Origin of the sequence: Ornithinibacillus contaminans, assembly GCF_001038425.2 — a bacterium.
GTDB classification, from domain to species: domain Bacteria; phylum Bacillota; class Bacilli; order Bacillales; family Amphibacillaceae; genus Ornithinibacillus; species Ornithinibacillus contaminans.
In genome coordinates, this window is sequence record NZ_LDPV02000038.1 from 33469 (window position 1) to 54170 (window position 20702).

The following is a 20702-nucleotide window of genomic DNA, read 5'->3' on the forward strand; positions in this document are numbered from 1 at the left end:
TTAAGGTGACCAATGCACTGACTAGCGTAGGTAATAGACGAAGACTCCTTGAAAAAGGATAACGCTTTTTCTGCGTGCGATGAATCGCTGCCGAAGCATTCCTTGTCCTGCGGGAGGAAGGGCAGCGGTGAGACCCCGGAAGAGCATAGCTCTGAGGAGGCTCACCCGCCCCCTGCGGAAAGCGAAGTCTATTACCGAAGCGGGTCATAAGTACTACCCCAAATTTCTAACAAAATTTACGTCTTAAACACTCCAAACTTTCCCAACCCAAAAAAATCCCTTGAACCCTTGCAATCACTGAAAATAGTACGTATAATACATAGATGTGCAACAAACTAGATTTTCTTAAAAAAAGGTTGCATTGACCGCATAATTTCTATATAATGAGAATGTTGGTCGTTTCAGGCGATGATGTGGAAGGTTGTTGGCACACCCGGCCCCTTTGCCATGGGCGGTGGCCAAGAAAATTTTCACGGAGTATGTCTATAATAATATGGGCGAAAAGGAGGGAAAATAATGGCAAAAGAAAAGATTAGAATCCGTTTAAAAGCATATGATCACCGTATTTTAGATCAATCTGCTGAGAAAATCGTAGATACTGCGAAGCGTTCTGGTGCGAAAGTTTCTGGACCGATTCCACTACCTACAGAAAAAGCTGTTTACACAATTTTACGTGCGGTTCATAAATACAAGGACTCACGTGAACAATTCGAAATGCGTACACATAAACGCCTTATCGATATTGTGAACCCAACACCACAAACAGTTGATTCGTTAATGCGTCTTGACTTACCATCAGGTGTTGACATTGAAATTAAACTATAAAATTTGTTTTTAAAATAGGAGGTGTAACGGATGACGAAAGGAATCTTAGGTCGTAAAATCGGCATGACACAATTGTTTAATGAAAACGGCGAGTTAATCCCTGTAACAGTTGTTCAAGCTGAGCCTAACGTTGTATTACAAAAAAGAACTGTTGAAAACGATGGGTATGAAGCAATTCAAATCGGTTTTCAAGATTTAAAGGAATCACGTTCAAACAAAGCGAAAAAAGGTCATGCTGAAAAAGCAAACACAACCCCTAAGCGCTACGTTCGTGAAATCCGTGACGCTAATCTTGGCGAGTATGAAGTAGGTCAAGCGATTAGTGTTGAAATTTTCCAAGCTGGCGAAATGGTTGATGTAACCGGAACTTCTAAAGGTAAAGGATTCCAAGGCTCTATTAAACGCCATGGACAATCACGCGGACCAATGTCTCACGGTTCTCACTACCACAGAGCTCCAGGTTCAATGGGAGCTATCGACGCAATGCGCGTATTCCCGGGTAAAAACCTACCAGGTCATATGGGTTCTGAACAAGTAACAATCCAAAACCTTGAAGTAGTAAGTGTTGACGTTGAGCGTAACCTATTACTAATCAAAGGTAATGTACCAGGTGCAAAAAAATCATTCGTAAAAATCACGAGTGCAATCAAGGCTAACTAATCATATATACGAAGGGAGGATATGTCATGCCTAAAGTAGCACTATTTAAACAAGACGGTTCAAAAGCTGGAGAAATCGAATTAAACGATTCCGTTTTCGGTATTGAGCCAAATACACATGTATTACACGAAGCGGTAGTTATGCAACGTGCGTCAATGCGTCAAGGTACACATGCGGTTAAAAACCGTTCTGATGTGCGCGGCGGAGGTCGTAAACCATGGCGTCAAAAAGGAACTGGACGTGCGCGTCAAGGTTCTATTCGCTCACCACAATGGGTTGGCGGTGGAGTAGTTTTCGGACCAACACCACGCAGCTACAGCTACAAATTACCAAAGAAAGTACGTCGTTTAGCACTTAAATCTGCATTATCTTCTAAAGTACAAGAAGAGAACTTAGTAGTTTTAGAAAACATCGCAATAGATGCACCTAAAACAAAAGAAGTTATCAACATGCTTAGTGCATTAAACGTAAATAAAAAAGCGCTAATTGTTACTGCTGATACTGATGAAAATGTAATTCGTTCTGCGAATAACATCCAAGGAGTAAAAGTACTAACAGTTACTGAAGTTAACGTTCTAGATTTGTTAACGCATGACAAGCTAATCTTAACTAAAGCTGCAGCTGAAAAAGCAGGGGAGGTGCTTGCATAATGACTGAAGCACGTGATATTATAAAGCGCCCTGTCATCACAGAACATTCTGCTGATCAAATGGCTGACAAGAAATATACGTTCGAAGTTAGTGTCAAAGCTAACAAAACACAAATCAAAGATGCTGTTGAAGAAATCTTTGGTGTAAAAGTTGAAAAAGTTAACACATTGAACCTTAAAGGTAAATTCAAGCGAATGGGTCGTTACGGTGGTTTCCGCCCAAATCGTAAAAAAGCAGTAGTACAGCTTTCACAAGACAGTAAAGATCTAGATTTCTTTGAAGGCTAAGAGAAAATAAGTGAAGGAGGGAAAACAAGATGGCGATTAAAAAATTCAAACCTACCTCAAATGGTAGACGTAATATGTCTGTATCTGATTTCGCTGAAATCACAACAGACAAACCGGAAAAATCCCTATTAGCACCATTATCAAAACGTGGTGGACGTAACAACCAAGGGAAATTAACGGTTCGTCATCAAGGTGGCGGTCACAAGCGTCAATATCGTATCATCGACTTCAAACGCGACAAAGATGGTATACCAGGTCACGTTGCTACAGTTGAGTACGATCCAAACCGTACCGCTAACATTGCATTAATTAACTACGCTGACGGTGAGAAGCGTTATATCCTTGCTCCAAAAGGCTTACAAGTAGGGCAAGTAATCGAATCTGGAGAAAGCGCAGATATCAAAGTAGGTAACGCACTTCCATTAGCAAATATTCCAGTTGGTACAATTATTCATAATATCGAACTTAAGCCAGGAAATGGTGGACAACTAGCTCGTTCTGCTGGTGCAGAAGCTCAAATCCTTGGTCGTGAAGATAAATATACATTAGTACGTTTAGCTTCTGGTGAAGTTCGCTTGGTATTATCAACTTGCCGCGCTACAGTAGGTCAAGTAGGTAACATCGAACATGAATTAATTCGTATCGGTAAAGCGGGTCGTTCACGTTGGAAAGGTATTCGCCCAACTGTACGTGGATCTGTAATGAACCCGAATGATCACCCACACGGTGGTGGTGAAGGACGCGCACCAATCGGTCGTAAATCACCAATGTCACCATGGGGCAAACCAACACTTGGTTACAAAACACGTAAACGTAACAAAGCATCAGATAAGTTTATTGTACGTAAACGTAAAAAATAATCGTAACACGGAGTGGGAACAAACACCCATCTCTGAACTTCGAAAGGAGGTTTATCCATGGGTCGTAGCTTAAAAAAAGGACCTTTTGCAGATGACCATCTATTGAAAAAGATTGATCAATTGAATGAATCTGACAAGAAGCAAGTAGTTAAAACTTGGTCACGTCGTTCTACTATATTCCCAACATTTATCGGTCATACGATTGCTGTATACGATGGACGTAAACATGTTCCTGTATTCGTTACAGAAGACATGGTTGGACATAAATTAGGTGAATTTGCTCCAACACGTACGTATAAAGGGCACGCAGCCGATGATAAGAAAACAAAACGCTAATGAGAGGAGGCGCTTAAGGTATGCAAGCTAAAGCCGTAGCAAAATCAGTTCGTATTGCTCCTCGTAAAGTGCGATTAGTCGTTGATTTAATTCGAGGAAAAAAAGTTGGCGATGCCATTGCTATTCTACGCCACACACAACGCGGAGCTTCTCCAGTAGTAGAAAAAGTGCTTAAATCTGCTATCGCAAATGCAGAGCACAACTATGAAATGGATACAGATAATCTAATTATCTCAGAAGCATTCGTAAACGAAGGTGTAACATTGAAACGTTTCCGTCCACGCGCTCAAGGACGCGCAAGCAAGATTAACAAGCGCACTAGCCACATTACAGTGGTTGTAACAGAAAAGAAGGAGGGGTAGTTAGTGGGTCAAAAAGTGAATCCAACAGGTCTTCGCGTCGGTATTATTAAAGACTGGGAGTCTAAATGGTATGCTGGCAAAGACTATGCAGACTTACTACACGAAGATATTAAAATCAGAGAATATCTTGAAAACCGCTTAAAAACTGCTGCTGTTTCCCATATTGAAATCGAACGCGCAGCAAATCGTGTAAACATTACGATCCATACTGGTAAACCAGGAATGGTTATCGGTAAGGGCGGTTCTGAAGTAGAAGCTCTACGTAACGCATTAAATAGTTTAACTGGCAAACGTGTTCACATTAACATCGTGGAAATCAAGAAAGTTGATGTCAATGCGAAGTTAGTTGCTGAAAATATTGCTCGTCAATTAGAAAATCGTATTTCATTCCGTCGTGCACAAAAGCAAGCAATCCAACGTGCGATGCGTGCTGGTGCAAAAGGAATTAAAACACAGGTATCTGGTCGTCTTGGTGGCGCAGATATTGCTCGTGCTGAACATTACAGTGAAGGAACAGTTCCACTACACACATTACGTGCTGATATCGATTATGCAACAGCAGAAGCTGATACTACATTCGGTAAACTTGGTGTTAAAGTGTGGATCTATCGTGGCGAAGTCCTTCCAACTAAAACAAAGAAATAAGGAAGGGGGCTTACTATTATGTTAATGCCTAAACGTGTTAAATATCGTAGACAACATCGTGGTAAAATGAGAGGCCAAGCAAAAGGTGGCACTCAAGTTACTTTTGGTGAATATGGAATACAAGCTCTTGAGGCTTCTTGGATTACAAGTCGCCAAATCGAGGCTGCTCGTATCGCTATGACTCGTTACATGAAACGTGGCGGTAAAGTTTGGATTAAAATTTTCCCAGATAAGCCTTATACAGCTAAGCCTCTAGAAGTCCGAATGGGTTCTGGTAAAGGTGCTCCTGAGGGCTGGGTAGCTGTAGTAAAACCAGGCAAAGTTATGTTTGAAATCGCTGGAGTATCTGAAGAAGTGGCACGCGAAGCATTGCGTCTTGCATCTCATAAGCTTCCGATTAAAACTAAATTTGTAAAACGTGAAGAAATTGGTGGTGAAATCAATGAAGGCTAATGATATCAGAGAACTAACCACTGCCGAAATTGAACAAAAGTTAAAAGCTTTAAAAGAAGAATTATTTAATTTGCGCTTTCAATTAGCAACAGGTCAACTTGAAAACACTGCACGTATCCGTGAAGTAAGAAAGACCATTGCTCGTATGAAAACTGTTGTACGTCAACGTGAACTTAGCGTAAATAACTGATAATGAGAGGAGGTTAGCCTCAAAATGACTGAACGTAATGATCGTAAGGTATATACAGGCCGTGTTGTTTCAGACAAAATGGATAAAACTATCACTGTTTTAGTTGAAACATACAAAACCCATAAATTATATGGTAAACGAGTAAAATACTCTAAAAAATTCAAAGCCCATGATGAAAACAACCAAGCTAAAACAGGTGATGTTGTTCGTATTATGGAAACTCGTCCGCTATCAGCAACTAAGCGTTTCCGTCTAGTTGAAGTAGTAGAAGAAGCGGTAATTATATAATTAAAGTTCGCTCGGAAGGTAATCCGAAGGGAGGTCGCAAGCGTTGATCCAATCAGAAACTAGATTAAAAGTTGCAGATAACTCTGGTGCACGTGAGTTACTGACCATTAAAGTACTTGGTGGTTCAGGACGTAAGACTGCTAATATTGGTGATGTTATTGTTTGTTCCGTAAAACAAGCAACACCAGGAGGCGTTGTCAAAAAAGGTGACGTAGTTAGAGCAGTAATCGTACGTACGAAGTCTGGTGTACGCCGTAAAGATGGCTCGTATATTCGTTTTGATGAAAATGCTGCCGTAATCATCCGTGACGACAAAAGTCCAAGAGGTACTCGTATCTTCGGACCAGTTGCACGTGAATTACGTGATGCACAATTCATGAAAATCGTATCTCTAGCTCCAGAAGTTCTATAAGAAAGAGAATTACCTTGTCAAGGAGGTGCGTCAAGCATGCATGTAAAAAAAGGTGATAAAGTTATCGTAATATCCGGTAAAGACCGTGGTAAGACAGGCACAATTTTAGAAGCATATCCGAAAAAGGATCGTGTTCTTGTTGAGGGTGTTAACATGATTAAAAAACACGCGAAGCCATCACAAGAAAATCCTCAAGGCGGAATTCTTAACCAAGAAGCTCCGATTCATGTTTCTAACGTGATGCCAGTAGATCCAAAATCCGGCAAACCAACTCGTGTTGGTCACGAAGTACGCGACGGCAAAAAGGTCCGCATCGCTAAAAGTTCCGGTGAAGCATTAGATAAATAGTATGTGCTGTGAAAGGAGGGCAACATGGTGAATCAATTAAGACAAAAATACCAAGATGAAATAGTACCATCTTTAATGAATAAATTTAATTACAAGTCTGTAATGGAAGTGCCTAAATTAGAGAAAATCGTAATCAACATGGGTGTTGGTGACGCGGTTCAAAACTCTAAAGCACTAGATGCAGCTGTTGAAGAACTAGGATTAATTTCTGGTCAAAAGCCATTGGTTACACGTGCTAAAAAATCAATCGCAGGTTTCCGTCTACGTGAAGGAATGCCAATTGGTGCGAAAGTTACATTACGCGGTGAGCGTATGTATGAATTCTTACACAAACTAGTTGCTGTTTCTTTACCACGTGTACGTGACTTCCGCGGTATCTCTAAGAAAGCATTTGATGGCCGTGGGAACTACACATTAGGTGTTAAAGAACAATTAATTTTCCCAGAAATTAATTTCGATAAAGTAAACAAAGTGCGTGGTATGGATATTGTTATCGTAACAACTTCTAATACTGATGAAGAAGCACGTGAACTTTTAGCTCAGCTTGGCATGCCTTTCCAAAAATAGACATGAGCTAATACAAGGAGGGAAAATTGTGGCTAAAAAATCAATGATTGCGAAGCAAAAACGTCCACAAAAGTATCAAGTACAAGAGTATACTCGTTGTGAACGTTGCGGACGTCCGCATTCTGTAATTCGTAAATTTAAACTTTGCCGTATTTGTTTCCGTGAACTTGCCTACAAAGGTCAAATTCCTGGTGTCAAAAAAGCAAGCTGGTAAACCCCGATTTGGGAAGGAGGTAATTATGTAATGGTTATGACAGATCCAATCGCAGATATGCTTACTCGTATTCGTAATGCTAACATGGTAAAACATGAGAAATTAGAGCTTCCTGCTTCTAAAATTAAAACTGATATTGCTGATATCCTAAAACGAGAAGGCTTTGTACGTGATTATGAAGTTATTGAAGATAACAAGCAAGGCGTTCTGCGTATATTCCTTAAGTACGGTGTAAATGAGGAACGAGTTATTACAGGAATTAAGCGTATTAGTAAGCCAGGACTACGTGTTTATGCAAAAGCTGACGAAGTACCACGTGTACTTAATGGTTTAGGTATTGCTATCGTATCAACATCTAAAGGTGTTCTTTCTGATAAAGAAGCACGCGCACAAGCTGTTGGTGGCGAAGTTCTTGCATATGTTTGGTAATTAACTTTTTTTGATGAGGAGGTGCATGGAATGTCTCGTATAGGACTAAAACCAATTGAGATTCCGAGTGGTGTAGAAGTAAAACTTAACGGTAATACAATTACTGTAAAAGGCCCTAAGGGTGAACTAACTAGAGATTTTCATAGTGATATGAAAGTAGTTGTAACGGATAACGTGCTTACAGTTGAACGTCCAAGTGAACAGAAACAACATCGTTCATTACACGGAACAACTCGTAGCATCATCGCTAACATGGTTGAAGGTGTATCGAAAGGATTCGAAAAACAACTTCAAATCATCGGTGTAGGTTATCGTGCAACAAAACAAGGTAATAAAATCGTCGTTAATGCTGGGTACTCACATCCAGTTGAAATAGATCCAATCGATGGTATCGAAATCGACGTACCATCTAACACATCATTAATCGTAAAAGGTATTGATAAGGAAAAAGTTGGAGCAATTGCTGCCAACATTAGAGCTATCAGACCACCTGAGCCATATAAAGGTAAAGGTATTCGCTACGTTGATGAGTATGTACGTCGTAAAGAAGGTAAAACTGCTAAGTAAGGTTAGTTAGGCGAGAAAGGAGTGACCCAAATGATCACAAAACCTGACAAAAATGTTTCACGTAAAAGAAGACATAATCGTGTTCGCAAAAACTTATTTGGAACAGCTGAACGTCCTCGTTTAAACGTGTATCGTTCAAATAAACACATTTATGCACAGTTAATTGATGACACAACTGGTGTTACATTAGCTAGCGCATCTACAGTTGATAAAGAATTAAGCGTAGATTCTTCAAGCAGTGTTGCTGCTGCAACACAGGTTGGTGAATTAATCGCAAAACGTGCCCAAGATAAAGGTCATAAATCAGTTGTATTTGATCGTGGAGGCTACCTTTATCATGGTCGTGTAAAAGCTTTGGCAGATGCTGCTCGTGAGGCAGGTCTTGAATTTTAATCGTTAAAGGAGGGACACAGATGAAAACAGTAATCGATCCTAATAAATTAGATCTTGAAGAACGCGTTGTTGCGGTAAACCGCGTTGCGAAAGTTGTTAAAGGTGGACGTCGTTTCCGTTTTGCTGCACTAGTAGTAGTTGGAGACAAAAACGGTAACGTTGGATTTGGTACTGGTAAAGCACAAGAAGTACCAGACGCTATTAAAAAAGCAGTTGATGATGCGAAGAAAAATCTAATTGCTGTACCAATCGTTGGTACAACAATTCCACACGAAATTCACGGTGTATTCGGTTCTGGTAATGTATTAATGAAACCAGCTTCTGAAGGTACTGGAGTTATCTCTGGTGGTCCAGTTCGTGCGGTACTTGAACTTGCAGGTGTAGGTGACATTTTAACGAAATCACTTGGATCTAACACGCCAATTAATATGATTCGTGCGACAATGAACGGGTTAAGCAACCTGAAGCGCGCAGAAGATGTAGCAAAACTACGAGGAAAGTCTGTAGAAGAACTGTTAGGATAAGGAGGGAAACATTATGTCTAAAAAATTAGAAATCACCCTCACACGCAGTGTTATAGGTGCGAAAGATAAGCAAATTAAGACTGTTGAAGCACTAGGTTTAAGAAAGATTCGTCAAACCGTGGTTCTTGAGGATACGCCGGCTATTCGCGGAATGGTTAACAAAGTATCTCATCTTGTAACGGTTAAAGAAGGTTAATAAAACATAAGCGTAAAGAGGAGGTGCTCGTATGAAACTTCATGAATTGAAGCCAGCAGAAGGTACACGTAAAGAGAGAAACCGTGTCGGACGCGGAACATCATCTGGTAACGGAAAAACTTCCGGTAGAGGACACAAAGGACAAAAGGCGCGTTCAGGCGGTGGTGTACGTCCAGGATTTGAAGGTGGACAAATGCCTTTATTCCAACGTTTACCAAAACGTGGATTTACAAACATAAACCGTAAAGAATATGCTATAGTGAACTTAGACGTTTTAAATCGATTTGAAGACGGCACAGAAATCACTCCTGAGCTACTACTTGAAACAGGTGTCGTATCGAGCCTTAAATCAGGTATAAAAGTACTTGGTAACGGTTCTGTCGAAAACAAATATACCGTTAAAGCTCACAAGTTCTCTGCTTCAGCAAAAGCAGCAATCGAAGGAGCAGGCGGTAAAGTAGAGGTGATCTGATGTTCCGTACATTCTCCAATTTTATGCGCGTGGCTGACATTAGACGGAAAATAATTTTTACATTACTTATGTTAATTGTATTCCGTCTAGGCACATTTATTCCAGTGCCATTCACAGATAAAACTGCAATTGATTTTATGAATTCACAAAATGTATTTGGATTTCTGAATACATTTGGTGGAGGGGCATTACAAAACTTCTCCATTTTTGCAATGGGGATTATGCCTTACATTACGGCATCAATCATAATGCAATTACTGCAAATGGATGTTGTACCGAAGTTTACAGAATGGAAAAAGCAAGGGGAAATGGGTCGTAAGAAATTAGCCCAAATTACTCGCTACGGAACAGTGGTGCTTGCATTTGTTCAAGCAATCGCGATGTCCATTGGCTTCAATGCTATGGCAAGTGGTGGTTTAATTGCAAATCCTGGTCCGATGAAATTCCTTATTATCGCTCTTGTATTAACGGCAGGAACAACATTCTTAATGTGGTTAGGTGAACAGATCACTGCAAATGGAGTTGGGAATGGAATCTCGATTATCATTTTTGCGGGTATCGTTGCCGCAATACCAAACGGAGTACAACAATTATATGTCCAGTATTTCAATAATGCTGGTGATGAATTGTTTGTCAATGTAATTATTGTAGCGATTATTGCTTTAGCTGCAATTGCGATCATTGTTGGAGTTATTTTCGTAAACCAAGCATTACGTAAAATTCCAATTCAATATGCGAAAAAGCTTGTTAATCGCTCACCAGTTGGTGGTCATTCTGCTCATTTACCGATTAAAGTAAATGCATCAGGAGTTATCCCTGTAATTTTTGCGGTTGCCTTTATTATGGCACCAAGAACAGTTGCGGGCTTCTTTGATGGGAATGTTGCTACTACGATTCAAAACATCTTTGATTATACAACGCCAGCAGGTATGGTAATTTATGTTGTGCTAATTATTGCTTTCACATATTTCTACACATTTGTTCAGGTTAACCCAGAGCAAATGGCGGAAAACTTACAAAAGCAAGGTGGATATATTCCAGGTATACGCCCAGGTAAGAACACCGAAACTTATCTTAATCGTGTGTTGAACCGATTAACATTTGTAGGGGCATTATTCTTAGCTGCAGTTGCTGTATTACCTATATTATTCGGTCAATTAGCGAACTTACCGAGTGCGGTTCAAATCGGCGGCACAAGCTTACTAATCGTTGTAGGAGTAGCGATACAAACCATGAAGCAATTAGAAGGTCAGCTAGTGAAGCGACACTACAAAGGTTTTATTAAGTAAGAAAGCCAATGAAGCGAGGGGAAATTTTTGAATTTACTTTTAATGGGTCTACCTGGTGCTGGTAAAGGTACTCAGGCAGAGAAAATAAGCGAAAAATATAACATCCCTCATATTTCAACAGGAGATATGTTCCGCTACGCAATGAAAGAAGGAACAGAACTTGGGAAACAAGCGAAGAGCTTTATGGACCAAGGTGCACTTGTACCGGATGAAGTAACAATCGGTATTGTTAAAGATCGATTAAGTAAAGCAGATTGTGCCAATGGCTTCTTGCTAGATGGTTTTCCAAGAACTATTGCACAGGCAGATGCTTTGCAATCACTTTTATCCGATATGAATCAAGAAATTGATTACGTATTGCATGTAAATGTACCAGAAGAGAAATTAGTGGAGCGTTTATCCGGTCGTAGAATTTGTCCAACATGTGGTAGAGCATATCATGTCATGTATAATCCTCCTAAACATGAGGGAATCTGTGACAAAGATGGTCAGGCATTAATTCAACGTGATGATGATAAACCCGAAACGGTTAAAAATCGCTTGGCGGTTAACATCGAGCAATCGAAACCGTTACTAGATTTTTATGATCGTAAGGGATATCTTGTTACGGTTAATGGTGATCAAGATATTGAACTAGTTTTTCAAGATATTCAATCAATAATTGAAAAATAAGCTATGACTGTAGGCTTGCACGAATAGACATTTCTATTTGTACGATAATTAATATGAATCGTGTAGTTTAATGCTTTATGAATGGATGCTGAACACAATCGTGTTTAACAATTACCCTGGCTTTAGCGAAACTGATTCGATTCCACGAATAGGTCTTGTTTGTTGTAGTAGCAAGGGCACAAATTAAGGCATGAAACGATTGTCATCTTCGTGATTGATGATCGAAATGTCTTGGTGCAGATGGGGAATAACATAAACTTTTGATCGACCAAAGAGAAAGAATACACATCATATTGATTTATGGATTATATGTCTCCAGAAGTCCAAAACAGCCTTCTAGAAACTGGTCGTGTCACAAATGAAAATATAAGATTTGCACATTTTTATATAGCAAAATTGTGACTGATTTAAAGAAGGGAGTAAGGCGCAATGGCGAAAGATGATGTAATTGAAGTCGAAGGAACCGTAACGGAAACATTGCCAAATGCAATGTTCAAAGTAGAGCTTGAGAACGGCCATACGGTCTTGGCACATGTATCTGGTAAAATTCGTATGCACTTCATCCGTATATTACCAGGTGATAAAGTAACGGTAGAACTCTCTCCGTATGATTTGACCAGAGGACGAATTACGTACCGTTATAAATAAGCGAGCTCCGATATAAAAGGAGGTAAAGATGATGAAAGTAAGAGCATCTGTTAAGCCAATTTGTGAAAAATGCAAAGTCATTAAACGAAAAGGCAAAGTAATGGTGATTTGTGAAAATCCGAAACACAAGCAAAAACAAGGATAATTGAAGGAGGTGCGCATAACTTATGGCACGTATTGCAGGTATAGATATTCCACGTGAAAAGCGTGTAGTCATTTCTTTAACATACATTTATGGTATTGGTAAGAAAACTGCACAGGATATCCTTAAAGAAGCAGGCGTTTCTGAAGAGACTCGTGTTCGTGATCTAACAGAGGATGAGTTAGGTAGAATTCGTCAAGCTGTAGATGCATATACAATCGAAGGTGATCTTCGCCGTGAGGTTTCTCTTAACATTAAACGTCTGATTGAAATTGGTTCATACCGTGGCTTAAGACATCGTCGTGGTTTACCAGTTCGCGGACAAAATACGAAGAACAACTCTCGTACTCGTAAAGGTCCACGTCGTACAATCGCTAACAAGAAAAAATAATGTAAGGAGGTAAACAATTAGATGGCTCGTAAAACAAATACACGTAAACGTCGTGTGAAAAAGAATGTTGAGACTGGTGTAGCACATATCCGTTCTACTTTTAACAACACTATTGTAACAATCACTGATGTTCAAGGTAATGTTATAGGTTGGAGCTCTGCTGGTGCACTTGGTTTCAAAGGTTCTCGTAAATCAACTCCATTCGCTGCACAAATGGCTGCTGAAACAGCTGCTAAAACTGCAGTAGATAATGGTATGAAAACATTAGAAGTATCAGTTAAAGGTCCTGGAGCTGGTCGTGAAGCTGCTATTCGTTCCTTGCAAGCAGCAGGCCTTGAAGTTACAGCTATTAAAGATGTAACACCAGTACCTCATAATGGTTGCCGTCCGCCAAAACGTCGTCGTGTATAATTTTAACGTATATTATTTGTCACCCTGTCTATAATGGGTTATGATGACTAAAAGTATATGGTGAATAAACGATTACACAAATGGTATGAAAAAATCACCAAGGTTTGAAGGGAGAAAAGAAAGCTAATCGCCATCTGACGAGTAGCTTGCATTTTCTTTTTGTCAACCTTGCTATACAGCATCGCCTAGACAAAAATTACGAAGAAGTATACGGGTTGCGCAGAAACGCCAACTGCGGTCCCGAGGAATTTCGGTTAGATCTACATCTAACCGGGGTTTCGACGTTTTAAAGGAGGGTATTGTGGAATGATTGAAATAGAAAAGCCAAAGATTGAAACGGTTGAGATTAGTGATGATGCTACATTTGGAAAATTTGTGGTAGAGCCGCTCGAACGTGGTTATGGTACAACTCTAGGAAACTCCTTGCGTCGTATCCTACTATCCTCACTTCCAGGTGCCGCTGTTACATCAGTTCAAATTGATGGTGCATTACATGAGTTTTCAACTATTGATGGTGTAGTTGAAGATGTTACAACAATCATTTTGAATTTGAAAAAGCTTGCCCTAAAAATCTATTCAGATGAACCAAAAACATTAGAAATTGATGTGCAAGGTGAAGGTGTTGTTACAGCTGCAGATCTTACGTATGATAGTGATGTAGAAGTATTAAACCCTGAGCTACCAATTGCTACACTAAATGCAAAAGGTAACTTGCGCATGAAAATTACTGCTGAGCGTGGTCGCGGTTATGTTCCAGCTGATGCAAATAAACATGAAGATCAACCAATTGGTGTCATTCCAGTTGATTCCATTTTCACACCGGTATCACGTGTTACTTACCAAGTAGAAAATACTCGTGTAGGGCAAAGTGCAAACTACGATAAATTAACTTTAGATGTATGGACAGATGGTAGCATTCGTCCAGAGGAAGCAATTTCTCTAGGTGCTAAAATCCTTTCCGAGCATTTAAATATTTTCGTTGGTTTAACTGATGAAGCACAAAATGTCGAGATTATGGTTGAAAAAGAGGAAGACCAAAAAGAAAAAGTAATGGAAATGACGATTGAAGAGCTAGACTTATCAGTTCGCTCGTACAATTGTCTAAAACGTGCTGGCATTAATACAGTTCAAGAGCTTTCAAATAAATCTGAAGAAGATATGATGAAAGTACGTAACCTAGGTCGTAAATCATTAGAAGAAGTAAAAGTAAAACTTACCGATTTAGGACTAAGCTTACGTAAAGACGACTAACTAATATCAGACATCTTTAGAGTTTCGAGAAAGGGAGGGATAGTCCATGGCTAGAAAATTAGGACGTACTACAGACGCTCGTATGGCACTACTTCGTAACCTTGCATCTGATTTAATTATTCATGAACGGATTGAAACAACAGAAGCAAAGGCAAAAGAGCTTAAATCTATCGTAGACAAAATGATTACGTTAGGTAAACGTGGTGATCTTCACGCACGTCGTCAAGCTGCAGCGTTCTTATACAACAAAGAAGCAAATGAAGAAGATTCAGTACTTCAAAAGCTTTTCAATGATGTAGCTGCACGCTATGAAGACAGACAAGGTGGATACACACGCGTTCTTAAATTAGGCGAACGCCAAGGTGATGGAGCGAAAATGGCAATTATTGAGCTAGTTTAATCAATCCATACGCGTTAAGGGCAGGACTGAATCTCTTCCACGAGGTGAAATCCAAGCCCTTTTTTTGTATGGTGAGGTGATAATTAGGGCGGTAGCTACATATCAGTCGTTCTGGTCTAGGTACAGTCATGCTGTCCAAACATCAGTCACCCCCCAACCATTCAATCAACATCATTTAACATCACACCAGATAAGTAGTAAAATACATACATAACACAGCTAAACCCAGGCAAGTGTAGCTAGAGGAGGATTTACCATGCGAGAGAAGTTTATAGAGTTTAGAAATGTATCGTTTCGATACGGAGATGAGCAGCCTTGGGTATTAAAAAATGTTTCATTTGAAATTTATAAAGATGAGTGGGTTGCAATTATTGGTCATAATGGTTCAGGGAAGTCGACGATTGCGAAGCTCATGAATGGATTGCTTTTTCCACAAGAAGGAGAAATTACGATTAACGGGGTTCTCGTAAATGAGGAGACGGTTTGGGATATACGCAAACAAGTTGGAATGGTATTTCAAAATCCAGATAATCAATTCGTAGGCACAACCGTTCAAGATGATATTGCTTTTGGAATGGAGAATCGAGGAGTACCACGTGAGGTAATGGTAGAGCGCATTGCTGACGTGTTACAGGCGGTACGGATGGAGGATTACCGGTTAACCGAGCCACATCGTCTGTCTGGTGGTCAAAAACAACGTGTGGCCATTGCAAGTGTTCTTGCGATACATCCAGAGGTGCTTATTTTGGACGAGGCAACCGCGATGTTAGACCCGAGAGGTCGTAAAGAGATCATGAAGACTGTGTCAGATATCCAGGAGAAGAATGAAATTTCCCTGATTACGATAACACATGATCTGCAGGAAGTAGTCCAAGCAGAACGCGTCATCGTGATGAATAACGGGAACGTATGGGATGAGGCAACACCAAGAGAAGTTTTTGCGAAAAAGGATGCATTACGTCAGATAGGGTTAGATGTGCCATTTATTGCTATTTTGGCAGAGGAACTGAAGAACAACGCCGTTCAAATTTCCAATGAACCGTTGAACCATGAAGAATTATTGGAGGAACTATGGACATTACATTCAAAGATGTGAGTTACATCTATCAAGCAAACTCACCTTTTTCCCATAAAGCATTAGACAACGTCTCATTTCATATTCCCTCTGGTTCGTTTGTTGCGATTATTGGTCATACTGGTTCCGGAAAATCGACCTTGATTCAACATTTGAATGGTTTGGTGACGCCCACTTTCGGTGAAGTGCAAATCGGGGATTACCACATAAATGCAACCAAAAAACCCGAAAAACTGAAGGACTTACGCAGCCGTGTTGGCGTTGTATTTCAATATCCAGAGCATCAATTATTTGAAGAAACGGTTGCGAAGGATATTGCCTTTGGACCAGAAAATTTTGGTGTCTCTTCAACAGAAATCCAACGCCGAATTAAGGAAATCATTCCGGCGGTTGGGTTAGAGGAAAGCCTGCTTGAGCGCTCACCGTTTGAATTAAGTGGTGGACAAATGCGACGAGTGGCAATTGCTGGTGTGTTAGCAATCAAACCGGAGATCCTTGTATTGGATGAACCAACGGCTGGACTTGATCCAAGAGGTCAGCAGGAAATTATGGATATGTTTTATGACTTACATCAACAACAGAACCTCACAACCGTATTAGTTACGCACAGTATGGAGGATGCGGTGAAGTATGCCGACCATGTGATCATCATGAATAAAGGGACAAAGTACATGGAAGGCAAGCCAGAAGAGGTTTTTTCACAGCGAGAAGCCTTGAATCAGGTCCAACTGGATGTTCCAGAGATGATTCAATTTTTGGATGCATTTAATGCAAAGTTCGATGTTTCGATTCCGTTTACACGACAAACTGTACAGGAGCTATCAGATGCTGTTCAAGCAGTGGTAAAGGGGGATGGATCCGATGAATAATTCGATGATTATCGGTCAATATGTCCCAGGAAATTCGCTTGTTCATCGCTTAGACCCTCGCACGAAAATTACGATTATCTTTTTCTTCGTAATTGTCGTGTTTTTTGCGAACAATGTCGTCACATACAGTCTATTAACTGCGTTTTCCGTTTTGGCAACAGGCATTACTAGAATTCCGATACGGTTTATTTTAAAGGGGCTAACCCCTGTTTGGTTTTTAATAATCTTTACGTTTGTCTTGCATTTGATCGTTACCAAGGAAGGCTCTGTTCTAGTCGATTTATTCGGATTTAAGCTTTATTCTGGTGCGGTTATTCAAGGGTTTGCGATTTCGTTACGATTTTTCTTACTCATTTTGATCACGTCACTATTAACATTAACGACGACACCTATTGAACTGACCGACGCAATCGAGGATATGCTACACCCGTTGAAAAAAATCAAATTTCCAGTACACGAATTGGCCCTTATGATGTCAATATCACTACGGTTTATTCCAACCCTTTTACAGGAGACTGATAAAATTTCCAAGGCACAAGCTTCCCGTGGGGTGGATTTTCGTACTGGCCCAATCAAAGAACGGTTAAAGGCGATAGTCCCATTATTAGTTCCATTGTTTGTTAGTGCCTTTAAACGGGCAGAAGAATTAGCGATGGCAATGGAAGCGAGGGGTTACCGCGGTGGTGAGGGCAGAACCAAGCTACGACAGCTACAAATTAGAGGTATTGATTGGCTTGTGTATGTCGTGTTTGCCTTGGTAGTTGCTGGATTGTTGCTGTTAAGAAATTACTAGTTATAGGTGGATAAGGACATGCCAAAAATAAAATGTATAATCGCCTATGACGGCTCAACCTTCCATGGCTTTCAGGTTCAACCCGGAAAACGAACCGTGCAAGGTGAGGTAGAAAAGGCGTTAGAACAGATTCATAAAGGAGAAAAAGTCCGTATTCAAGCCTCTGGAAGAACAGATGCGGGCGTCCATGGGAAGGGGCAGACCATCCATTTTGAAACAGGTCTTTATATCCCGGGAAATAGCTGGAAGAGGGCATTAAATACTTTATTACCAGCAGATATATTTGTTATAGAAACAGAAGCAGTCTCAGATGATTTTCATGCGCGCTATCACGTCATTGAAAAAGAATATCGTTATTACGTGTTAAACACCGTCGATCCAGATATTTTTAATCGCAATTATAGCTATCATTTTCCTTATCGACTTGATATCGATGCCATTCAAGAGGCTTGTCGTTATCTAGAGGGTACCCATGATTTTACAACCTTTTCTTCGGCCAAAGCGACGGTGAAGGGCGATCGAGTTAGAACATTAATTGAAGTGTCCTGTAAGAAGGATGGTGACCGATTAGAATTTATTTTTCGCGGCAAAGGGTTTCTCTATAATATGGTTCGAATTTTAGTTGGAACATTATTGGATATTGGCCAAGGACGGATTGCACCGACCGCTATTCCGATGATGTTTGAACAGAAGGATCGTCAACTTGCGAGCAAAACGGCGCCAGCACAGGGGTTATACTTGTGGCGGGTACGCTATCCGGAGGACTAAAGTGTTCGACAAATCGATACATTTCCTGGGAAATATCGACGGGAAATACTAGGGTGCAATATAAGATTAACAGACTAGTGATTCCGCTAGAAGAAATAGTTTGCGAAATTCAAGAATTTATATAGAAGAGCCCTTGACATTTACCCCCTTTTTGAGATATTATGGTCTATGGCAATTTATTTCTAAGACCGCGATTAGCCCCGGAACTAATTGTGTTGAAAATATAGGAATAATGAATGAACAAACTCAAAATTAATGAATGAAAATATGGAGGGAACACAATCATGCGCACAACTTTCATGGCAAATGAAAATAATATTGAACGCAAATGGCTTGTTGTGGATGCTGAAGGCCAACGTCTTGGTCGTCTAGCAAGTGAAGTTGCTGCAATCCTTCGCGGAAAGCATAAACCAACTTACACACCACACGCTGACACTGGTGATTATGTAATTATCATTAACGCTAACAAAATCGAACTTACTGGTAAGAAACTAAGTGACAAGATGTACTACCGTCACTCTGGACATCCAGGTGGTTTAAAAGAACGTACTGCTGATGAAATGCGTACAAAGTATCCTGAGCAAATGCTTGAGATTGCTATCAAAGGCATGCTTCCAAAAGGATCTTTAGGACGTAAAATGGGCAAGAAATTGCATGTATACAGAGGTGCTGAGCACAATCATGCAGCACAAAAACCAGAAGTTTATGAACTTCGCGGATAATAAAAGGAGGTAAATCAATTGGCACAAGTACAATACTATGGCACAGGTCGTCGTAAAAGCTCAACTGCACGTGTACGTTTAGTACCGGGTACTGGAAATGTAACAATTAATGGTCGTGAAGCAAAAGACTATTTCCCATATGAAACACAACTTTTAATTCTTAACCAACCACTACAAGCTACTGAAACTGAAGGAACTTATGATGTTTTAGTTAATGTTCATGGTGGTGGATTTACTGGTCAAGCTGGTGCTATCCGTCACGGAATCGCACGTGCTTTACTAGAAGCAGATCCAGGTTACCGCGCGTCACTTAAGAGTGCAGGGTTCTTAACTCGTGACCCTCGTATGAAAGAACGTAAGAAATACGGTCTTAAAGGCGCTCGACGTGCACCTCAGTTCTCAAAACGTTAATAGTACGTTTCAAAGGCTCTTTTCACTTCGGTGGAAAGGGTCTTTTTTTATCACGAAGAAGAAAATTCCCAATAAAAAATAGCCTGTGACATAAGTAAAATGAAAAGATAAAATTACGAACCATAACGAATTCAGCGGAATATATTCCCGCAGCGTGTAATACGCGCAATTTCGGATTTTATCTTGTCAAAAGTACTTATGTCTCAGACTTTTTCAATTATCTATTTCACTAACTTCTCCAAAATATCATCTATAATTTGACCATTGGCAATAGCACCAGTATATAGCCAGCTATTGTCTTTCGGTAATTCATAGACATTACCGGATTTCACGGCAGGGATGCTATTCCAAAGGGTACTGCTTAATGGACTTGAATCAGAAGATCCATCGTCATTAATTAAGAAAAGATGTTCCGCATCTAGCTCTGCAAGTTTTTCTAGAGAAATTTCACTCCAGTTTCCAGTTGCGCTCGCTGAGATTTCCTTTACAACGGCAGGGACGGTTAGACCAAGATCACCATACATGACAGCGCCACTTGAAAGATTTTCACTTACCATAAAGAACTTCCCGCCAGTTAACCAAATAGCAGCTATAGAAGTATCTCCAACGTTTTCTTCTAACGTTGCTTTTGCCTCTTGTGCTTTTGTCTCATAATCTGCAAGAACTTGCTTCGCTTCGTCCTCTTTTCCAAGAACCTCTCCTACACGAAGTAGTTCATCGCGCCAGTCGTTATTGACTTCTGTACCAATGACATAGGTTGGGGCGATTTGATTGTACTGCTCATATTTTCCACCTTCAACCATACTGGCTGAGTCCATGATAATCAGATCAGGATTCATTTCCTGAACAGCTTCAAACGGAAGGTCATGTGGAACCGTTGGAATCCCTTCCAAATCACCTTGTAAATAATCCTGGATGCTTTGGCCATCATTTACACTCCATTGTGCAACTGGTTTAACACCAAGTGCCACTAAATTATCTTCTAAATAGGTAGCTATTACGCGCTGTGGATTAGCTGGGATGTTTACTTCATTTCCCATCGCATCTGTAACGGTATTTGTTGTCGTATCACTAGATCCTTCTGTTGAATCTGTTGTGTCCTCATTACTTCCACAAGCAGCTAAAAGTAACACTAGCAAACTAATGCCAAGTATATGTAATATTTTTTGTCTTTTCATCTTG

36 protein-coding genes are annotated in these 20702 nt (G+C 40.2%); 35 read left to right on the top strand and 1 reads right to left on the bottom strand.

Features of this window, described 5'->3' with window-relative positions:
* Positions 1–516: 516 nt before the first annotated feature.
* From rpsJ to rpsI, 35 genes are all read left to right on the top strand, one after another.
* A complete protein-coding gene (gene rpsJ, locus JF53_RS10145; RefSeq protein WP_010095771.1) occupies positions 517–825 on the top strand; it encodes a 30S ribosomal protein S10 in 309 nt (102 codons plus the stop codon).
* 30 nt (positions 826–855) lie between these two features.
* Positions 856–1485 carry a 50S ribosomal protein L3 gene (gene rplC, locus JF53_RS10150; protein WP_047981964.1) on the top strand — a complete coding sequence of 210 codons (630 nt, stop codon included), beginning with the start codon at positions 856–858 and terminating at the stop codon, positions 1483–1485.
* Positions 1486–1511: 26 nt separating this feature from the next.
* Complete coding sequence (rplD, locus tag JF53_RS10155) at positions 1512–2135, top strand: 50S ribosomal protein L4 (protein WP_047981963.1); 624 nt, start codon at positions 1512–1514, stop codon at positions 2133–2135.
* Positions 2135–2422: a 50S ribosomal protein L23 gene (gene rplW, locus JF53_RS10160; RefSeq protein ID WP_047981962.1), complete on the top strand. Its 288-nt coding sequence runs from the start codon at positions 2135–2137 to the stop codon at positions 2420–2422. The genes rplD and rplW overlap by 1 nt, the downstream gene beginning before the upstream one ends.
* A gap of 29 nt (positions 2423–2451) precedes the next feature.
* Positions 2452–3282 carry a 50S ribosomal protein L2 gene (gene rplB / locus JF53_RS10165; protein ID WP_047981961.1) on the top strand — a complete coding sequence of 277 codons (831 nt, stop codon included), beginning with the start codon at positions 2452–2454 and terminating at the stop codon, positions 3280–3282.
* Between the two features lie 57 nt (positions 3283–3339).
* Positions 3340–3618, top strand: a complete 279-nt coding sequence (gene rpsS, locus JF53_RS10170) for a 30S ribosomal protein S19 (protein ID WP_047981960.1) — start codon at positions 3340–3342, stop codon at positions 3616–3618.
* Between the two features lie 20 nt (positions 3619–3638).
* A complete protein-coding gene (gene rplV, locus JF53_RS10175; protein ID WP_047981959.1) occupies positions 3639–3980 on the top strand; it encodes a 50S ribosomal protein L22 in 342 nt (113 codons plus the stop codon).
* Between the two features lie 3 nt (positions 3981–3983).
* Complete coding sequence (rpsC, locus tag JF53_RS10180; protein ID WP_047981958.1) at positions 3984–4625, top strand: 30S ribosomal protein S3; 642 nt, start codon at positions 3984–3986, stop codon at positions 4623–4625.
* A gap of 18 nt (positions 4626–4643) precedes the next feature.
* A complete protein-coding gene (gene rplP, locus JF53_RS10185) occupies positions 4644–5078 on the top strand; it encodes a 50S ribosomal protein L16 (protein ID WP_010095762.1) in 435 nt (144 codons plus the stop codon).
* On the top strand, positions 5068–5268 hold the full coding sequence (gene rpmC / locus JF53_RS10190; protein WP_047981957.1) for a 50S ribosomal protein L29: 201 nt from the start codon (positions 5068–5070) through the stop codon (positions 5266–5268). The genes rplP and rpmC overlap by 11 nt, the downstream gene beginning before the upstream one ends.
* Before the next feature lie 24 nt (positions 5269–5292).
* Complete coding sequence (gene rpsQ, locus JF53_RS10195) at positions 5293–5556, top strand: 30S ribosomal protein S17 (RefSeq protein ID WP_047981956.1); 264 nt, start codon at positions 5293–5295, stop codon at positions 5554–5556.
* Between the two features lie 43 nt (positions 5557–5599).
* On the top strand, positions 5600–5968 hold the full coding sequence (gene rplN / locus JF53_RS10200; protein WP_047981955.1) for a 50S ribosomal protein L14: 369 nt from the start codon (positions 5600–5602) through the stop codon (positions 5966–5968).
* Positions 5969–6004: 36 nt separating this feature from the next.
* A complete protein-coding gene (gene rplX / locus JF53_RS10205) occupies positions 6005–6316 on the top strand; it encodes a 50S ribosomal protein L24 (protein WP_047981954.1) in 312 nt (103 codons plus the stop codon).
* Positions 6317–6343: 27 nt separating this feature from the next.
* A complete protein-coding gene (rplE, locus tag JF53_RS10210; protein WP_083443605.1) occupies positions 6344–6883 on the top strand; it encodes a 50S ribosomal protein L5 in 540 nt (179 codons plus the stop codon).
* Between the two features lie 28 nt (positions 6884–6911).
* Positions 6912–7097 carry a type Z 30S ribosomal protein S14 gene (locus JF53_RS10215; protein ID WP_047981952.1) on the top strand — a complete coding sequence of 62 codons (186 nt, stop codon included), beginning with the start codon at positions 6912–6914 and terminating at the stop codon, positions 7095–7097.
* A gap of 30 nt (positions 7098–7127) precedes the next feature.
* Positions 7128–7526: a 30S ribosomal protein S8 gene (rpsH, locus tag JF53_RS10220; protein WP_047981951.1), complete on the top strand. Its 399-nt coding sequence runs from the start codon at positions 7128–7130 to the stop codon at positions 7524–7526.
* A 30-nt stretch (positions 7527–7556) separates the two neighbouring features.
* The gene (rplF, locus tag JF53_RS10225; protein WP_047981950.1) at positions 7557–8093 is read left to right on the top strand and encodes a 50S ribosomal protein L6; all 537 of its coding nucleotides are present in this window, start codon (positions 7557–7559) and stop codon (positions 8091–8093) included.
* A 30-nt stretch (positions 8094–8123) separates the two neighbouring features.
* Complete coding sequence (gene rplR / locus JF53_RS10230) at positions 8124–8486, top strand: 50S ribosomal protein L18 (protein ID WP_047981949.1); 363 nt, start codon at positions 8124–8126, stop codon at positions 8484–8486.
* 20 nt (positions 8487–8506) lie between these two features.
* On the top strand, positions 8507–9010 hold the full coding sequence (gene rpsE / locus JF53_RS10235) for a 30S ribosomal protein S5 (protein WP_047981948.1): 504 nt from the start codon (positions 8507–8509) through the stop codon (positions 9008–9010).
* Between the two features lie 13 nt (positions 9011–9023).
* Entirely contained in the window at positions 9024–9206 is a 183-nt protein-coding gene (gene rpmD / locus JF53_RS10240) for a 50S ribosomal protein L30 (RefSeq protein ID WP_047981947.1), read from the top strand.
* 31 nt (positions 9207–9237) lie between these two features.
* Positions 9238–9678, top strand: coding sequence for a 50S ribosomal protein L15 (rplO, locus tag JF53_RS10245; RefSeq protein ID WP_047981946.1), 441 nt, complete (start codon positions 9238–9240; stop codon positions 9676–9678).
* Positions 9678–10967: a preprotein translocase subunit SecY gene (gene secY / locus JF53_RS10250; RefSeq protein WP_047981945.1), complete on the top strand. Its 1290-nt coding sequence runs from the start codon at positions 9678–9680 to the stop codon at positions 10965–10967. The genes rplO and secY overlap by 1 nt, the downstream gene beginning before the upstream one ends.
* A 27-nt stretch (positions 10968–10994) precedes the next feature.
* Complete coding sequence (locus JF53_RS10255) at positions 10995–11639, top strand: adenylate kinase (protein ID WP_047981944.1); 645 nt, start codon at positions 10995–10997, stop codon at positions 11637–11639.
* Between the two features lie 429 nt (positions 11640–12068).
* Positions 12069–12287 (top strand): translation initiation factor IF-1, encoded by a 219-nt coding sequence (gene infA, locus JF53_RS10260; protein WP_003354757.1) that lies wholly within the window; start codon positions 12069–12071, stop codon positions 12285–12287.
* A gap of 31 nt (positions 12288–12318) precedes the next feature.
* Positions 12319–12432: a 50S ribosomal protein L36 gene (rpmJ, locus tag JF53_RS10265; RefSeq protein ID WP_010095733.1), complete on the top strand. Its 114-nt coding sequence runs from the start codon at positions 12319–12321 to the stop codon at positions 12430–12432.
* A 22-nt stretch (positions 12433–12454) separates the two neighbouring features.
* Positions 12455–12820 (top strand): 30S ribosomal protein S13, encoded by a 366-nt coding sequence (gene rpsM, locus JF53_RS10270; RefSeq protein WP_047981943.1) that lies wholly within the window; start codon positions 12455–12457, stop codon positions 12818–12820.
* Between the two features lie 21 nt (positions 12821–12841).
* A complete protein-coding gene (gene rpsK, locus JF53_RS10275; protein WP_047981942.1) occupies positions 12842–13231 on the top strand; it encodes a 30S ribosomal protein S11 in 390 nt (129 codons plus the stop codon).
* 306 nt (positions 13232–13537) lie between these two features.
* Positions 13538–14482 carry a DNA-directed RNA polymerase subunit alpha gene (locus JF53_RS10280; RefSeq protein WP_047981941.1) on the top strand — a complete coding sequence of 315 codons (945 nt, stop codon included), beginning with the start codon at positions 13538–13540 and terminating at the stop codon, positions 14480–14482.
* Positions 14483–14528: 46 nt separating this feature from the next.
* On the top strand, positions 14529–14882 hold the full coding sequence (gene rplQ / locus JF53_RS10285) for a 50S ribosomal protein L17 (protein WP_047981940.1): 354 nt from the start codon (positions 14529–14531) through the stop codon (positions 14880–14882).
* 256 nt (positions 14883–15138) lie between these two features.
* Complete coding sequence (locus JF53_RS10290; RefSeq protein WP_047981939.1) at positions 15139–15978, top strand: energy-coupling factor ABC transporter ATP-binding protein; 840 nt, start codon at positions 15139–15141, stop codon at positions 15976–15978.
* Entirely contained in the window at positions 15954–16826 is an 873-nt protein-coding gene (locus tag JF53_RS10295) for an energy-coupling factor ABC transporter ATP-binding protein (protein ID WP_047981938.1), read from the top strand. Before JF53_RS10290 ends, JF53_RS10295 begins: the two co-directional genes overlap by 25 nt.
* The gene (locus tag JF53_RS10300) at positions 16819–17619 is read left to right on the top strand and encodes an energy-coupling factor transporter transmembrane component T family protein (protein WP_047981937.1); all 801 of its coding nucleotides are present in this window, start codon (positions 16819–16821) and stop codon (positions 17617–17619) included. Before JF53_RS10295 ends, JF53_RS10300 begins: the two co-directional genes overlap by 8 nt.
* A gap of 18 nt (positions 17620–17637) precedes the next feature.
* Positions 17638–18387, top strand: a complete 750-nt coding sequence (truA, locus tag JF53_RS10305) for a tRNA pseudouridine(38-40) synthase TruA (RefSeq protein WP_047981936.1) — start codon at positions 17638–17640, stop codon at positions 18385–18387.
* A gap of 284 nt (positions 18388–18671) precedes the next feature.
* On the top strand, positions 18672–19109 hold the full coding sequence (gene rplM, locus JF53_RS10310; protein ID WP_047981935.1) for a 50S ribosomal protein L13: 438 nt from the start codon (positions 18672–18674) through the stop codon (positions 19107–19109).
* Between the two features lie 18 nt (positions 19110–19127).
* Positions 19128–19520: a 30S ribosomal protein S9 gene (gene rpsI, locus JF53_RS10315; RefSeq protein ID WP_047981934.1), complete on the top strand. Its 393-nt coding sequence runs from the start codon at positions 19128–19130 to the stop codon at positions 19518–19520.
* Between the two features lie 221 nt (positions 19521–19741).
* Here rpsI and JF53_RS10320 read toward each other — a convergent pair whose 3' ends face one another.
* On the bottom strand, positions 19742–20698 hold the full coding sequence (locus JF53_RS10320; RefSeq protein ID WP_047981933.1) for an ABC transporter substrate-binding protein: 957 nt from the start codon (positions 20696–20698) through the stop codon (positions 19742–19744).
* Positions 20699–20702: the final 4 nt, after the last annotated feature.

Bases quoted from the DNA above. Each gene is read 5' to 3' on its own strand.
- rpsJ (WP_010095771.1), top strand. From the start codon at position 517: ATGGCAAAAGAAAAGATTAGAATCCGTTTAAAAGCATATGATCACCGT.
- rplC (WP_047981964.1), top strand. From the start codon at position 856: ATGACGAAAGGAATCTTAGGTCGTAAAATCGGCATGACACAATTGTTT.
- rplD (WP_047981963.1), top strand. From the start codon at position 1,512: ATGCCTAAAGTAGCACTATTTAAACAAGACGGTTCAAAAGCTGGAGAA.
- rplW (WP_047981962.1), top strand. From the start codon at position 2,135: ATGACTGAAGCACGTGATATTATAAAGCGCCCTGTCATCACAGAACAT.
- rplB (WP_047981961.1), top strand. From the start codon at position 2,452: ATGGCGATTAAAAAATTCAAACCTACCTCAAATGGTAGACGTAATATG.
- rpsS (WP_047981960.1), top strand. From the start codon at position 3,340: ATGGGTCGTAGCTTAAAAAAAGGACCTTTTGCAGATGACCATCTATTG.
- rplV (WP_047981959.1), top strand. From the start codon at position 3,639: ATGCAAGCTAAAGCCGTAGCAAAATCAGTTCGTATTGCTCCTCGTAAA.
- rplP (WP_010095762.1), top strand. From the start codon at position 4,644: ATGTTAATGCCTAAACGTGTTAAATATCGTAGACAACATCGTGGTAAA.
- rpmC (WP_047981957.1), top strand. From the start codon at position 5,068: ATGAAGGCTAATGATATCAGAGAACTAACCACTGCCGAAATTGAACAA.
- rpsQ (WP_047981956.1), top strand. From the start codon at position 5,293: ATGACTGAACGTAATGATCGTAAGGTATATACAGGCCGTGTTGTTTCA.
- rplX (WP_047981954.1), top strand. From the start codon at position 6,005: ATGCATGTAAAAAAAGGTGATAAAGTTATCGTAATATCCGGTAAAGAC.
- rpsH (WP_047981951.1), top strand. From the start codon at position 7,128: ATGGTTATGACAGATCCAATCGCAGATATGCTTACTCGTATTCGTAAT.
- rplF (WP_047981950.1), top strand. From the start codon at position 7,557: ATGTCTCGTATAGGACTAAAACCAATTGAGATTCCGAGTGGTGTAGAA.
- rplR (WP_047981949.1), top strand. From the start codon at position 8,124: ATGATCACAAAACCTGACAAAAATGTTTCACGTAAAAGAAGACATAAT.
- rpsE (WP_047981948.1), top strand. From the start codon at position 8,507: ATGAAAACAGTAATCGATCCTAATAAATTAGATCTTGAAGAACGCGTT.
- rpmD (WP_047981947.1), top strand. From the start codon at position 9,024: ATGTCTAAAAAATTAGAAATCACCCTCACACGCAGTGTTATAGGTGCG.
- rplO (WP_047981946.1), top strand. From the start codon at position 9,238: ATGAAACTTCATGAATTGAAGCCAGCAGAAGGTACACGTAAAGAGAGA.
- secY (WP_047981945.1), top strand. From the start codon at position 9,678: ATGTTCCGTACATTCTCCAATTTTATGCGCGTGGCTGACATTAGACGG.
- infA (WP_003354757.1), top strand. From the start codon at position 12,069: ATGGCGAAAGATGATGTAATTGAAGTCGAAGGAACCGTAACGGAAACA.
- rpmJ (WP_010095733.1), top strand. From the start codon at position 12,319: ATGAAAGTAAGAGCATCTGTTAAGCCAATTTGTGAAAAATGCAAAGTC.
- rpsM (WP_047981943.1), top strand. From the start codon at position 12,455: ATGGCACGTATTGCAGGTATAGATATTCCACGTGAAAAGCGTGTAGTC.
- rpsK (WP_047981942.1), top strand. From the start codon at position 12,842: ATGGCTCGTAAAACAAATACACGTAAACGTCGTGTGAAAAAGAATGTT.
- JF53_RS10280 (WP_047981941.1), top strand. From the start codon at position 13,538: ATGATTGAAATAGAAAAGCCAAAGATTGAAACGGTTGAGATTAGTGAT.
- rplQ (WP_047981940.1), top strand. From the start codon at position 14,529: ATGGCTAGAAAATTAGGACGTACTACAGACGCTCGTATGGCACTACTT.
- JF53_RS10290 (WP_047981939.1), top strand. From the start codon at position 15,139: ATGCGAGAGAAGTTTATAGAGTTTAGAAATGTATCGTTTCGATACGGA.
- JF53_RS10295 (WP_047981938.1), top strand. From the start codon at position 15,954: ATGGACATTACATTCAAAGATGTGAGTTACATCTATCAAGCAAACTCA.
- JF53_RS10300 (WP_047981937.1), top strand. From the start codon at position 16,819: ATGAATAATTCGATGATTATCGGTCAATATGTCCCAGGAAATTCGCTT.
- truA (WP_047981936.1), top strand. From the start codon at position 17,638: ATGCCAAAAATAAAATGTATAATCGCCTATGACGGCTCAACCTTCCAT.
- rplM (WP_047981935.1), top strand. From the start codon at position 18,672: ATGCGCACAACTTTCATGGCAAATGAAAATAATATTGAACGCAAATGG.
- JF53_RS10320 (WP_047981933.1), bottom strand. From the start codon at position 20,698: ATGAAAAGACAAAAAATATTACATATACTTGGCATTAGTTTGCTAGTG.